The sequence below is a fragment of the Luteimonas rhizosphaericola genome (genome assembly GCF_029888045.1).
GTDB classification, from domain to species: Bacteria; Pseudomonadota; Gammaproteobacteria; order Xanthomonadales; family Xanthomonadaceae; genus Luteimonas; species Luteimonas rhizosphaericola.
Genome location: NZ_JARXRN010000024.1, coordinates 15,123 through 29,436 on the forward strand (window position 1 = coordinate 15,123; position 14,314 = coordinate 29,436).

The 14,314-nt window shown below is 72.0% G+C and carries 8 protein-coding genes; 7 read left to right on the forward strand and 1 reads right to left on the reverse strand.

Going from position 1 to position 14,314, the window contains the following annotated elements; genetic code table 11:
* The first annotated feature begins 90 nt into the window (after positions 1 to 90).
* Together QFW80_RS08945 and QFW80_RS08950 are read left to right on the forward strand one after the other, a co-directional pair.
* A complete protein-coding gene (locus tag QFW80_RS08945) occupies positions 91 to 2,736 on the forward strand; it encodes a beta-glucosidase (RefSeq protein WP_280601528.1) in 2,646 nt (881 codons plus the stop codon).
* Positions 2,733 to 4,253: a mannitol dehydrogenase family protein gene (locus QFW80_RS08950; RefSeq protein WP_280601419.1), complete on the forward strand. Its 1,521-nt coding sequence runs from the start codon at positions 2,733 to 2,735 to the stop codon at positions 4,251 to 4,253. Before QFW80_RS08945 ends, QFW80_RS08950 begins: the two co-directional genes overlap by 4 nt.
* Here the strand turns inward: QFW80_RS08950 and QFW80_RS08955 are convergent.
* A complete protein-coding gene (locus tag QFW80_RS08955; protein WP_331488496.1) occupies positions 4,244 to 5,344 on the reverse strand; it encodes an SMP-30/gluconolactonase/LRE family protein in 1,101 nt (366 codons plus the stop codon). The genes QFW80_RS08950 and QFW80_RS08955 overlap by 10 nt on opposite strands.
* Before the next feature lie 314 nt (positions 5,345 to 5,658).
* On the opposite strand from QFW80_RS08955, the gene QFW80_RS08960 reads away from it, so the two are divergent.
* The 5 genes from QFW80_RS08960 (at position 5,659) to QFW80_RS08980 (ending at position 14,269) form a co-directional block, all read left to right on the forward strand.
* A complete protein-coding gene (locus QFW80_RS08960) occupies positions 5,659 to 6,477 on the forward strand; it encodes a fumarylacetoacetate hydrolase family protein (protein WP_280601421.1) in 819 nt (272 codons plus the stop codon).
* Positions 6,474 to 8,072 (forward strand): aldehyde dehydrogenase (NADP(+)), encoded by a 1,599-nt coding sequence (locus QFW80_RS08965; protein WP_280601423.1) that lies wholly within the window; start codon positions 6,474 to 6,476, stop codon positions 8,070 to 8,072. The genes QFW80_RS08960 and QFW80_RS08965 overlap by 4 nt, the downstream gene beginning before the upstream one ends.
* A 156-nt stretch (positions 8,073 to 8,228) precedes the next feature.
* On the forward strand, positions 8,229 to 10,280 hold the full coding sequence (locus QFW80_RS08970) for a YjhG/YagF family D-xylonate dehydratase (RefSeq protein WP_280601424.1): 2,052 nt from the start codon (positions 8,229 to 8,231) through the stop codon (positions 10,278 to 10,280).
* Entirely contained in the window at positions 10,277 to 11,587 is a 1,311-nt protein-coding gene (locus QFW80_RS08975; RefSeq protein ID WP_280601425.1) for a GntT/GntP/DsdX family permease, read from the forward strand. The genes QFW80_RS08970 and QFW80_RS08975 overlap by 4 nt, the downstream gene beginning before the upstream one ends.
* A gap of 108 nt (positions 11,588 to 11,695) precedes the next feature.
* Positions 11,696 to 14,269, forward strand: a complete 2,574-nt coding sequence (locus tag QFW80_RS08980; RefSeq protein WP_280601427.1) for a glycosyl hydrolase 115 family protein — start codon at positions 11,696 to 11,698, stop codon at positions 14,267 to 14,269.
* Positions 14,270 to 14,314: the final 45 nt, after the last annotated feature.

Consider the following 14,314-nt stretch of genomic DNA (forward strand, 5'->3'; position numbering starts at 1 on the left):
GCCGAGGCCGCTCAGCAGCGGCGCCAGCGCACGCGCTCGCGCACCCTCGTGCACGCCTGCGCGCTGGCGCTGCTGGCGGCACTGCCCGCCATGGGCGCGTTCGCGGCCGCCGGCGACCGCCCCTGGCTCGACACCTCGCAGCCGTTCGAGGCCCGCGCCGCCGCGCTGGTCTCGCAGATGACGCTGGAAGAAAAGGCCGCGCAGATGCAGAACGACTCGCCGGCGATCGAGCGGCTCGGCCTGCCGGCCTACGACTGGTGGAACGAGGCCCTGCACGGCGTGGCGCGCGCGGGCGGGGCGACGGTGTTCCCGCAGGCGATCGGCATGGCCGCGACCTTCGACGTCCCGCTGATGGACCGGATCTCGAAGACCATCAGCGACGAGGCCCGCGCCAAGCACCACGAGTTCCTGCGCAACGGCCAGCACGGGCGTTACCAGGGACTCACGTTCTGGTCGCCAAACATCAACATCTTCCGCGACCCGCGCTGGGGCCGCGGCCAGGAAACCTACGGCGAGGATCCGTTCCTCACCTCGCGCATGGGCATCTCGTTCGTGCGCGGCCTGCAGGGTGTCGCGCCCGACGGCAGCCCGCTGCCGGAATCGCAGGGCGGCAAATACCGCAAGCTCGACGCCACCGCCAAGCACTTCGCCGTGCACAGCGGTCCCGAGGCCGATCGCCACACCTTCGACGTGCATCCCTCGCGCCGCGACCTGTGGGAAACCTACCTGCCCGCGTTCGAGGCGCTGGTGACCGAGGGCCGGGTGCAGGCGGTGATGGGCGCCTACAACCGCGTCTACGGCGAGTCGGCCAGCGGCAGCAAGCTGCTGCTGCGCGACATCCTGCGCGACCAGTGGGGCTTCAAGGGCTACGTGATGTCCGACTGCTGGGCGATCGTGGACATCTGGAAGAACCACAAGATCGTCGCCACGCCCGAGGAGGCCGCCGCGCTGGCGGTGAAGAACGGCACCGAGCTCAACTGCGGCGAGACCTATGCGAAGCACCTGCCGGTGGCGGTGCGCAAGGGGTTGATCAGCGAGGCCGAGCTGGACGATGCGCTCACCCGGCTGATGACCACGCGCATGGCGCTGGGCATGTTCGACCCGCCGGCGCAGGTGCCGTGGGCGCAGACGCCGATCTCGGTGAACCAGGCGCCTGCGCACGACGCGCTCGCGCGCGAGGTGGCGCAGGAATCGATCGTGCTGCTGAAGAACGACGGCGTGCTGCCGCTGTCGAAGGACATCAGGCGCCTGGCGGTGGTGGGGCCCACGGCCGACGACACCATGGCCCTGCTCGGCAACTACTACGGCACGCCGGCCGACCCGGTGACGATCCTGCGCGGCATCCGCGAAGCCCTGCCCAACACCGAAGTCGTGTACGCACGCGGCGCCGACCTGGTGGAAGGGCGCGAGGATCCGGCCGCCACGCCGCTGATCGAACCGCAGTACCTGCGGCCCGAGGCGGGCGCCACCGAGCGCGGCCTGCGCGGCGAGTACTTCACCAGCAAGGACCTGTCCGGCGAGCCGGTGCTGGTGCGCGTGGATGCGCAGATCGGCTTCCGCTGGGACCGCGGCTCGCCGACCGACAACCTGATGGCGCGCGGCGAAGCCGGCCCGGACAACGCGGTGCCGAACGAGAACTTCAGCATCCGCTGGAGCGGCCAGCTGCTGCCGCCGGTGAGCGGCCGCTACCGGATCGAGGCCGGCGCCAACGACGGCTTCCGCCTGTACCTGGACGGCGAGCGCGTGCTCGACCACTGGGAGGACGCCGAGCGCCTGCGCGCCGACAGCGTCGAGCTCGACCTCGAGGGTGGCCGCGCCTACGACATCCGGCTCGAGTATTACGAGGCCGAACGCGACGCCAGCGTGCGCCTGGCCTGGGACCTGCCCGGCGCGAAGCCGACCTTCGACGAAGCGGTCGAGGCGGCGCGCAGTGCCGATGCGGTGGTGTTCGTCGGCGGCCTGACCGGCGACGTGGAAGGCGAGGAGATGACGGTCAACTTCCCCGGCTTCGCCGGCGGCGACCGCACCGACATCCGCCTGCCCGCCACCCAGCAGGCGCTGCTCGAAGCCCTGCACGCCACCGGCAAGCCCGTGGTCGTGGTGCTGACCACCGGTTCGGCGCTGGGCATCGACTGGGCCAAGGAGAACCTGCCGGCGATCCTGGTGGCCTGGTATCCCGGCCAGCGCGGCGGCAACGCGGTGGCGGACGTGCTGTTCGGCGACGTCAGCCCCGCCGGGCGGCTGCCGGTGACCTTCTACAGCGTCGATGAGCGGCTGCCCGCGTTCGACGACTACGACATGTCCGGCCGCACCTATCGCTACTTCGAAGGCGAGCCGCTGTATCCGTTCGGCCACGGCCTGTCGTACACGACGTTCGACTACTCCGGCCTGGCGCTGGATCGCGACCGCGTGGGCGTGAACGAGACGGTCACCGCGACCGTCACCGTGCGCAACAGCGGCCAGCGCGCCAGCGACGAGGTGGTGCAGCTGTACCTGCGGCCGCTCGCGCCTGCGCGCGCTCGCGCCGTGCGCGAACTGCGCGGCTTCGAGCGCGTGCACCTGGCGCCGGGCGAGTCGCGCGAGGTCCGCTTCACGTTCACGCCGTCGCGCGACCTGCGGCACTACGACGAGGATGCCGGCGCCTACGCCGTCGATCCCGGGCGCTACGCCGCGGAAGCCGGTGCGTCGAGCGGCGACCTGCGCATCAGCAGCCAGTTCGAGGTGGAGGCGCGTTGAGCCGGGCCGCGGACACGCAACAGCAGGCGCAAGCGGCCACCGGGCCGGTGCGCCTGTCCGATGCCACGCTCGCGTCGCTGCCGGCGGAGGTCCAGCGACCGGCCTACGATCGCGACGCGACCACGGTCGGGATCGTGCATTTCGGCCCGGGCGCGTTCCACCGCGCCCACCAGGCGGCGTACGTCGACGACCTGCTCGCCGGCGAGCCGGATTGGGCGATCTGCGCGGTGTCGCTGCACAGCGCCGGGGTGCGCGACGCGCTGCAGCCGCAGGACGGGCTGTACACGCTGGCGCTGCTCGACGAGCCGCCGCGGCTGCGGGTGGTGGGTGCGATCCGCGAGGTGCTGTGCGCGCCGCAGCAGCGTGAGGCCGTGATGGCGCGGCTCGCGGACCCGGCGGTGCGCCTGGTGACGCTCACGATCACCGAGAAGGGCTACTGCCTGTCGGCCGACGGCGTCGATGCCGCGCATCCCGACATCGCCCACGATCTCGCCGCGCCCGATGCACCGGTCAGCGCGATCGGCTGGCTGGTGGCCGGCCTGCGCGCGCGCCATGCGGCCGGCGTCGCGCCCTACACCATGCTCAGCTGCGACAACCTCGCCGACAACGGGCTGCGCCTGCGCCGCGCCGTGCTCGATTTCGCGCGCCGGCTCGATCCCACGCTGGCCGGCTGGATCGGGGCGGAGGCCTCGTTCCCGCGCTCGATGGTCGACAGCATCACCCCGGCCAGCGACGACGCGCTGCGCGCGCGAATGGCCGACGCGCTGGGCGTCGAGGACGCCTGGCCGGTGCAGCGCGAGCCCTACGCGCAGTGGGTGGTGGAGGACGACTTCCGCGCCGGGCGGCCCGCGTTCGAGCGCGCCGGCGTGGTGATGAGCGGCGACATCGCCGACTTCGACCGCGCCAAGCTGCGCCTGCTCAACGCTCCGCACTCCGCGCTGGCCTACCTCGGCAGCCTGATGGGGCTCGAGACCGTCGCCGACGCGATGCGCGACGCGGCGCTCGCCGGCTTCGTCGAACGGCTGATGCGCGACGACATCGTGCCGACGCTCGCACTGCCCGACGCACTCGACGCGGACGCGTACATCGCCGCGATCCTCGAACGCTTCCGCAATCCCGCGATCGCGCACCGGCTCGCGCAGATCGCCTGGGACGGCTCGCAGAAAGTGCCCGTGCGCCTGCTCGGCACGATCGCCGATGCGCTGGCCGCCGGCCGCGGCATCGATCGCCTGTGCCTGGTGGTGGCCGGCTGGCTGCGTTTCGTGGTGCGCCAGGCCCGCGCTGGCGAGGCCATCGTCGATCCGATGGCGGACGCGCTCACGGCACTGGGCCGCGACGCGACCGGCGATGCCGATCGCGACATCGCCCCCTTTCTCAAGCTGGACGCGGTGTTCGCGCCGCTGTCGTCCGATCCGCGCTTCGTCGCCGCGCTGACGCGCGCCTACGCCGCGCTCGGCGGGGGCGACCGCGCGGCGGTGGCGTCAGCGCTCACCGCCGCGTCGGAGGCTCAGTCCTGAAAGCCGAGGCCCTCCACCTTCAGCGGTACGCGCGCGAGGAATTTGTGCGAGGTCATGTACAGCGTGCGGCCGTTGTCGCCGAAGGCGCAGTTGGCGATCGCGCTGCCGGTCTCGATCCGGCCCAGGCGCTTGCCCTCGGCGTCCATCACCAGCACGCCGCCGGGGCCGGTGGCGAACACCAGACCACCGGTCGAGACCGCCAGCCCGTCGGGCAGGCCGTGCACGCCTTCGCCCATCAGGTCGGTGGCATCGGCGAACACGCGGCTGCCGGTGACGTTGCCGGCGGCGTCGAGCGTGTAGGCCATCCAGATCGGTCGCGTCTCGTCCGAATTGGCCACGTACAGCGTATTGCCGTCGGGCGAGAAGGCCAAGCCGTTGGGGCGGGTCAGCGAATCGTCGACCAGGTGCACGGCGCCGTCGGCGTCGATGCGGTAGATGCCGTTGACCGGCTGTTCCTTGAGCGACGACTCGTCGCCGTCGGAGAACCCGTACGGCGGATCGGTGAAGAACACGCTGCCGTCGCCGCGCGCGACCACGTCGTTCGGGCTGCTGAAGCGCTTGCCGTCGTAGCGCTCGGCGAGCGTGGTGCGGCTCTTGTCCGCGGGATCCATGCGCGCGACCAGGCGGTTGCCCGAGTCGGCCACCAGGACCGTGCCGGCGGCTTCGGTGTACAGGCCGTTGGCACCGGCTTCGCGCACGCCCTCGATCGGCGCGCCGGCATGGCCCGACGGATCGAGGAACACGCTCAGGCCGTCCGCCTCGGACCAGCGGAACATGCGGTTCTCCGGCGGATCGTTGAACAGCAGGTAGCCGGCCTTCACCCACGTCGGGCCTTCGGACCAGCTGAATTCGTCGCCGGTGAGCTTCTCGATGCGCGCGGCCGGGTCGACGACGTCGGCGAAGGCGGGATCGAACGAGGTCAGCTGACCGACGGTCTCGAACGTGGTCATCGGGGCGGTCTCCGTCTCGGCGGTGTCGGTGGTCGCCGCATCGGCGGGCGCGGCCTCGGCGCCGGCGTCTTCGGCAGCGGGCGAACACGCGGCGAGGGCGGCCGCGAGCGCGGCACTGAGCAGGGTGGGAAGCAGTCGCATCGGCGGGTCCTGTCTGGAAGTGGAGGCGGGGAGTCTGCGCATGCAGTGCGCGTTCCGCGCCGGTTCGCGCCACGTCGCGCGGTGCGAACCGCTGCAGCCTGCAACGCGATCCGCAGCGCGATCATAGCCGCAACCTCCACGCGTGCGGGCCGCCGATGCGGTTGCATCGGCAACCGCCAGCCCGCGCCCACGCATCATGTCGACACGCGCGCAGCGCATCGCCCGACTTCCGCGACGGCCTGCGCGCCGCGCGGCCACGCCGCCAGCCGCGCCGTCGCGGCGCAACGTCCATGCCCGACTCCGGAAACCTGCCCATGTCCACGCTGCTGACCCGCCACGCCACCGACGGGGGCCCGCGCTGGGCGCTCGACGGCCGCTACCTGCCCGCCGATTTCAGCCTCTCGCACTGGCTCGGCCTGCCGGCTGCCGACGCGCGCGCCGCGCTCGCGCGCCTGCCGCGCGAAGGCGACGCCGACGCGCCGCTGCTGGCGCCGGTGGAGGACGCGCAGGAAGTGTGGGCCAGCGGCGTGACCTACCTCAGCAGCCGCATGGCGCGCGAGGCCGAGTCGCAGAGCCGCGACGTGTACCAGAAGGTGTACGACGCCGAGCGTCCCGAGCTGTTCTTCAAGGCCACCGGCTGGCGCGTCGCCGGCCATGGCGCGCCGATCCGCGTGCGCGCCGACAGCGCGTGGGACGTGCCCGAGCCCGAACTGGTGCTGGTACTCACGTCGGCGGGCGAGATCGTCGGCTACAGCACCGGCAACGACGTGTCCTCGCGCAGCATCGAGGGCGAGAACCCGCTGTACCTGCCGCAGGCCAAGGTCTACGATGGCGGCTGCGCGATCGGCCCGGGCATCCGCCTGTGCGATGCGGCGCAGATGCGCGACCTCGCCGTGTCGCTGGAGATCCGGCGCGACGGCACGCCCGCCTTCGCCGGCACCACCCGCACCTCGCAGATCAAGCGCAGCCTGGAGGAACTCGCCGGCTGGCTGCTGCGCGAACTGCGCCAACCCCGTGGCGCCTTCCTCTTCACCGGCACCGGCATCGTGCCCGGCGAGGATTTCACCCTGCGTTCCGGCGACGTCGTGCGCATCGACATCGACGGACTGATCCTGGAGAACCCCGTCCAATGACCACCCCCACGCTGCAACCGATCCTGCTCGACGGCACCTGGCGCCAGGCCGACGCGCCGACCGACCGCTTCCACGCCTTCGACCCCTCCACGCGCGCGACGCTCGACGAGGTCGCCTATCCGGTGTCCGGCTGGGCCGACCTCGACGCCATGCTCGATGCCGGCCAGGCCGCGGCCGCGGCCATGGCGCAGCTTCCCGGAGAAGCGCTGGCCGGCTTCCTCGAAGGCTATGCCGACGCGATCGAAGCGCGCGCCGACGTGCTGGTGGAGGCCGCGCACCGCGAGACCGGGCTGCCGGCCGAGCCGCGCCTGCGCAATGTCGAGCTGCCGCGCACCACCGGCCAGCTGCGCCAGGCCGCACGCGCGGCGCGCGACGGCGGCTGGCGCCGCGCCACCATCGACACCGCCGCCGGCCTGCGTTCGATCCACGCGCCGCTCGGCGGCCCTGTCGTCGTGTTCGGGCCTAACAACTTCCCGTACGCGTTCAACGGCATCGCCGGCGGCGATTTCGCCGCCGCGATCGCGGCCGGCAATCCGGTGATCGCCAAGGCGCATCCCGCGCATCCGCGCACCTCGGTGCTGCTGGCCGAAGCCGCGGTGGACGCCGCGCAGGCCGCGGGCCTGCCGTCGGGCGCGGTGCAGATGGTCTTCGCCACCGGCAATGAGCTCGGCCTGCGCCTGGTCGCCGATCCGCGCGTGGGCGCGGTGGCGTTCACCGGCAGCCGTCCCGGCGGCATGGCGCTCAAGGCCGCGGCCGATGCCGTGGGCAAGCCGGCGTACCTGGAGATGTCGAGCGTCAACCCGGTGTTCGTGCTGCCCGGTGCGCTGCGCGAGCGCGGCGAGGCGATCGCCACCGAGCTGCACGGCTCCTGCGCGATGGGCGCGGGCCAGTTCTGCACCAAGCCGGGCGTGACCGTGCTGCAGGCGGGCGAGGACGCCGAACGGTTCGTGCAGCAGCTGCAGCGCCTCACCGCGGAGGCGAAGCCGGGCGTGCTGCTCACGCCGCACGCGCCGCGCGACATCGGCAAGACGGTCGACGCGCTGCGCGCGGCCGGCGCCGAGGTGCTCGCGGGCGGCGCGGTCGCCGACGACGCGCCGGGCTACGCGTTCCAGCCCACGGTGCTGCGCGCGTCAGGCGAGCGCTTCCTCGCCGATCCGCACGCGCTGCAGTCCGAGGCCTTCGGCCACGTCAACCTGGTGGTGGTGGCGGAGTCGGCGGCGCAGGTGCTGGACGTCGCCCGCGCGATGGAAGGCAACCTCACCGGCACCATCTACAGCGATACCGGCGGCAGCGACGATGCCACCTACGACGCGCTCGCGCCGATCCTGCGTACGCGCGTGGGGCGGCTGCTCAACGACAAGATGCCCACCGGCGTCGCGGTGAGCGCGGCAATGAACCACGGCGGCCCGTTCCCGGCGACGGGACACCCAGGCTTCACCGCGGTCGGCATTCCCGCGTCGCTGATCCGCTTCTCGGCACTGCACAGCTACGACAACGTGCGCCCGCACCGCCTGCCGCCGGCGCTGCAGGACCGCAATCCGACCGGCACGCTGCCGCGCTTGGTGGACGGCGAGTGGACCACGCGTGACGTGTAGCGCGCCCGGCGCAGGCGGAATGCTTTGCGGAATGCGCGCCGCGTGTCTCCCGCTCCCGCTTGCGGGGAAGGGCCGGGACGGTGGGACGCAGCGTTGCCTGCGTTCGCGTTCCATCGCCGGCGTCGATGCGTCGCACGATGCGCCGAGGAGCGCGCCATGACGTCTCCCGCGTTCGATCTCGACACCCTGCTCGGCGACGGCGCACCGATCGCGCGGTCGCGCACCAGCGGCGAAGGCCCGGCCGGCAGCCTGCCGATCGACGCCGACACCCTGCGCGATTCGCCCAGCGGCCACCTGTTCGGCATGACCCAGAACGCGGGCATGGGCTGGCGCGCCTCGGAAGTCGCGCGCGATCCGTACCTGATCGTCAGCACCCAGGGCGGCCTGCGCGCGGAGAACGGACAACCGGTCGCGCTCGGCCTGCACACCGGACACTGGGAAATCGACCGCATGGTGCGCGCCGCCGCCGAAACCTTCGCCGCGCACGAGGGGCTGCCGTTCTCGGTGATGTGTTCCGATCCCTGCGACGGGCGGACCCAGGGCACCACCGGCATGTTCGACAGCCTACCGTACCGCAACGACGCGGCGGTGGTGATGCGGCGGCTGATCCGCTCGCTGCCCACGCGCCGCGGCGTGCTGGGCGTGGCCACCTGCGACAAGGGGCTGCCGGCGACGATGCTGGCGCTGGCCGGCTGCGCCGACCTGCCCGGCGTGATCGTGCCTGGCGGCGTCACGTTGCCTGCGCGCGGGGCCGAGGACACCGCCGTGGTGCAGACGATCGGCGCGCGCTTCTCGCACGGGCTGATCGACCTCGAACACGCCGCCGCGATGGGCTGCCGCGCCTGCGGTTCGCCCGGCGGGGGCTGCCAGTTCCTCGGCACCGCGGCGACCTCGCAGGTGATCGCCGAAGCGCTCGGCATCGCGCTGCCGCACAGCGCGCTGGCGCCGTCCGGCGAACCGGTCTGGCTGGACATCGCGCGGCGCTCGGCGCTGGCGCTGGTGCAGCTGGCGCAGCAGGGCACGCCGCTGTCGGCGATCCTCACCCGGCAGGCGGTCGAGAACGCCGTGATGGTGCATGCCGCGTTCGGCGGTTCCACCAACCTGCTGCTGCACGTGCCTGCGATCGCGCACGCGGCCGGCGTCGAGCGCCCCACGGTCGACGACTGGATCCGCGCCAACCGCGCCACGCCGCGGCTGGTCGACGCGCTGCCCAACGGCCCGCGTCACCACCCCACGGTTCAGGTGTTCATGGCCGGCGGCGTGCCGGAAACGATGCTGCACCTGCGCGCGATGGGCCTGCTGCACCTCGACGTGCTCACCGTGACCGGTCGAACGCTGGGCGAGAACCTCGACTGGTGGGAGCGCAGCGACGCGCGCCGGATCGCGCGCGAGCGCCTGCGCGAACTCGACGGCGTCGATCCCGCGCACGTGATCATGGGCCCGGATGCCGCGCGCGCGGCGGGCATGTCCAGCGCGCTCGTGTTCCCGCGCGGCAACATCGCGCCGGACGGCTCGGTGATCAAGGCCACCGCGATCGATCCGTCGGTGGTCGACGACGACGGCGTGTATCGCCACACCGGCCCCGCGCGCGTGTTCGCCAGCGAGCGCGACGCGATCCGCGCGATCAAGTCCAGGGGCAAGGATGCGGTCCGCGCCGGCGACATCGTCGTGCTCGCGGGCTGCGGCCCGGCGGGCACCGGCATGGAGGAAACCTACCAGCTCACCTCCGCGCTCAAGCACCTGCCCTGGGGCAAGCACGTGGCGGTGATCACCGACGCGCGTTTCTCGGGCGTCTCGACCGGCGCCTGCATCGGCCACATCGGGCCGGAAGCGCTGGCCGGCGGGCCGCTTGGCCGGCTGCGCGACGGCGACGTGGTGCGGATCGAGATCGACCGCGTGCGGCTGGAGGGCCGGTTGGACTTCATCGGCGAAGATCCGGACGCGCCACTGGATTCGGCTGCCGCTGCGGCCGTGCTCGCCGCACGCGAAACGCATCCGGCCATCGCCGCGCATCCGCGCCTGCCCGCCGATACCCGGCTGTGGGCCGCGCTGCAGGATGCCAGCGGCGGCACCTGGGGCGGCTGCGTGTACGACGTGGACGCGATCCTGGACACCCTGCGCGCCGGCCGCGAGGCGCTGCGCATGGCGCACCGTCCCGTTGGCCCGGCAATGCCTGACACCAGTCGCCGGGGAGGGCGCACCGCATGACCATGTTCCTGATCATCGCCGCGGCGATCGCGCTGCAGATCTTCCTGACCGCACGCAAGCTCAGCCCCTTCCTCTCGCTGCTGATCGTGGCGATCCCGATGGGGCTGCTGCTCGGCATGTCGCCGCTGGACCTGCTGAAGACCATCGACAACGGCGTGGGCAGCACCCTGGCCGGGCTGGCGCTGGTGATCGTGCTGGGCGCGATCCTGGGCAAGGTGCTGGAGGAAAGCGGCGCGGCGGAGAAGATCGCCACCACCCTGATCGCGCGTTTCGGCGAGAAGAACATCCAGTGGGCGCTGCTGCTCACCGGCTTCCTGGTCGGCATCCCGCTGTACTTCAACGCCGGTTTCATCATCCTGGTGCCGCTGATCTTCTCGCTGGCGCGCAGGACCGGGCTGCCGATCCTGTACCTCGCCATCCCGACGGTCGCCTCGCTCAGCACCACCCACTGCTTCCTGCCGCCACACCCGGGGCCGGTGGTGCTGGTGAACGCGTTCGGCGCCGACATGGGCCTGACCCTGGTCTACGGTATCGCGATGGCGATCCCGGCGGTGATCATCGCCGGCCCGGTGCTGGGCAAGCGGATGCAGGTGATCAACCCGCCGATGCTGGACCTGTTCATGTCCAGCACCGAGCACAAGACGCTGCCGGGCGCGACCAGCTCGTTCCTGATCGCGCTGTCGCCGGTGATCCTGATCAGCGTCTCGGTGCTGGCCGATGCGCTGCTGCCCGAGGGCGTGCTGCGCACCGCGCTGCTGTTCCTCGGCAATCCCACCGTCGCGCTGCTGCTGGCGACGCTGGTCGCGTTCTGGTGGCTCGGCCATCGCCGCGGCGTGGGCCTGGAGACGCAGACGAAATGGCTCAACGCCGCGATCGCCGGCATCGCGGTGATCCTGCTGATCATCACCGCCGGCGGCGTGTTCAAGCAGGTGCTGGTGGACAGCGGGGTCGGCGCGCGGATCGCCTCGCTGAGCGAGAGCTGGCGCATGCCGCCGCTGATCTTCGCCTGGCTGGCCACGGCGATCCTGCGGGTGATGATCGGTTCGGCCACGGTCGCGGTGATTACCGCCGCCGGCATCGTCGGCCCGCTGATCGCCACCACCGGCGCCTCGCCGGAACTGATGGTGCTGGCGGTGGGCGCCGGCAGCGTGTTCGGTTCGCACGTCAACGATTCGGCGTTCTGGATGTTCAAGGAGTTCTTCAACCTGTCCATGAAGCAGACCTTCGCCTCGTGGACGGTGATGGAAACCACCATCTCGATCGTCGGACTGGCGGGCGTGCTGCTGCTGGACCTGATGGTCGGATGAGACTCGGTGCCGGTCGCGGCGTCGGGCCGCCGGGCATTCCGTTCCCGGCAGGGCCCGGGCGCGCTGTCGCCGGCGGAAACTGGAAGACATGATGAGAGGAGCAAGACCTTGAAGACACGGCCTGGCCTGCGCGCCTGGTGGCTCGCATCCGTCCTGTTCGCCAGTGGCGCCGCCCTGGCCTGCGACACGCCCGCGACGATCTGCGAACGCGCCACCCGGGGCGACTTCGCGCTGCTCGACGGCGGCGTGCCGGCCACGGTGCTGGTGGATGCCGGTGCCGACTCCGCGGTGCGTCGGGTAGCCGCTTCGCTGGCGGAAGACCTCGGCCGCGTCGGCGGTTCGGCACCGGACGTGCTGACCGCGGCCGACGGCGTCGACGGACCGGTCGTCGTGGTCGGCGTGCAGGGCGACAGCGAGTGGATCGACGGCCTCGTGGCCGCCGGCAAGCTGCGTCTCGATGACATCGGTGGACAGTGGGAGGCGTTCCAGCTCGCCGTGGTCGACCGGCCCTGGCCGGGCGTGGCGCAGGCGCTGGTGATCGCCGGGTCGGACCGGCGCGGCGCGGTGTTCGGTACTTTTGACCTGTCCGAGCGCATCGGCGTCTCGCCCTGGCACTGGTTCGCCGACGTGCCGGTGACGCGGCGCCCGACCGTGCGTGTCACCGCGGGCGAACGCAGCGACCGCCCCGGCGTGCGCTACCGCGGCTTCTTCATCAACGACGAGGACCCGGCGCTCAGCGGCTGGGCAGAGAAGAAGTTCGGCGGCGTCAATGCCGACATGTACGCGCACGTGTTCGAACTGCTGCTGCGACTCAAGGGCAACTACCTGTGGCCGGCGATGTGGGCGCCCAAGTCCTTCCACCTGGACGATCCGCGCAGCGCGGCGCTGGCGCACGAGATGGGCGTGGTGATGGGTACCTCGCACCACGAACCGCTCACGCGCGCGCAGGCCGAGTGGCACCGCCTCGAGGACGATCCTTCCACCGGCGGCGAGTGGGACTACGCGCGCAACGGCCGGAACCTGCGCACGTTCTGGCGCGGCGGCCTGGAGCGCATGATGCGCGGTCCCGGCGGCGGCATGCACGAGAACCTGCTGACGATCGGCATGCGCGGCGACGGCGACGCGCCGATGAGCGAAGGCACCGCGACCGACCTGCTGGAGCGGGTGGTGGCCGACCAGCGCCGCCTGATCGAGGAGGTCACCGGCAGGCCCGCGTCCGAGGTGCCGCAGATGTGGGCGCTGTACAAGGAAGTGCAGGACTACTACGACCAGGGCATGACCGTTCCCGACGACGTCACCCTGCTGTTCGCCGACGACAACTGGGGCCAGATCCGGCGCCTGCCCACGCGCGACCTCGAGCGTGCCGGCGGCTTCGGCGTGTACTACCACTTCGACTACGTGGGCGTGCCGCGCAACTACAAGTGGCTCAACACCAACCAGATCGGCAAGGTCTGGCAGCAGATGGACCTGGCCTGGCAGCGCGGCGCGCGCGACATCTGGATCGTGAACGTCGGCGACATCAAGCCGGTCGAGTATCCGCTCGACTTCTTCATGGACATGGCCTGGGCGCCGGAGCGCATGACGCCCGAGGCGCTGGCGGCCTATCCCGAAGACTGGGCGGCGCAGCAGTTCGGCGCGGAACTGGGCGCGGAGGTCGGCGCCTTGATGACGGAGTACTCCCGGCTGGCGGCGCGTCGCAAGCCGGAGCTGGTGAACGAGGGCACCTATGCGCTGGGCGAGATCCGTCCCGACGTGCTGGTGCGCGGCGAGTGGAGCGGGATCGTGGAGGACTGGCGCGCGCTCGCCGCCCGGCTCGATGCAGTGCGGCCGCGCGTGCCGGAGGCGGCGCGGCCGGCCTTCTTCCAGCTGGTGGACTATCCGATCCAGGCGGTGGCGAACCTCTACGAGATGTACTTCGCCACCGCCTGGAACCAGCGCCTGGCCGCGCGCTTCGATCCGCGCGGCAATGTGTTCCTCGAGCAGGCCGAACGCGCGTATGCGCGCGATGCCGAACTGGTGCGCGAGTACCACACGCTGCTGGACGGCAAGTGGGACAAAATGATGTCCCAGGTGCACACGAACTACGTGATCTGGAACGACCCGGTGCGGCAGAACCCGCCGGTGCTGATCCGCACCGCGGGCGACGTGCCGGAGAAGATGCGCAACGCGCGCGCGGTGTTCGTGGATCCCGAGTCCGGCGCCGGCCCGATCCGCATCGACGCCGTCGATGTCGATCGCGGCGTCGCCGCGGGTGGCATCGCCTGGTCCCCTGTTCCCGATCTCGGCCAGGGTCGCGCGGGCCTCGTGGCGCTGCCGCAGGGCCGGCCGCCGACCACGCCGCCGGCGGCGCCGCGCGCGGAATACGACGTGACCCTGCCGGAGAACCGGGGCATCGAACTGCGCCTGCGCCTGGCGCCGACCCTGGATACGGTCGGTCGTGGCGGCGTGCGCATCGGCGTATCGCTCGACGACGGCCCGGTGCAGACCCTGGTCTCCGACCTCGAACCCACTGGCGGCGGCGCCGAAACCGAAGGCCAGAAACGCTGGTACGCGGCGGTCATCGACAACCGCGTGGAGCTGTCCGCGGAGTTCGAACCGCTGCCTGCCGGCCGGCACACGGTGAAGTTGTGGCGGCTGGACGACAACGCGGTGGTAGAGGCGCTGGAGCTCGTGCCGCGGTGAGCGGCGCGACCGGCATCGCGCTGCGCCGCGTGGCCCGTGTCGCGG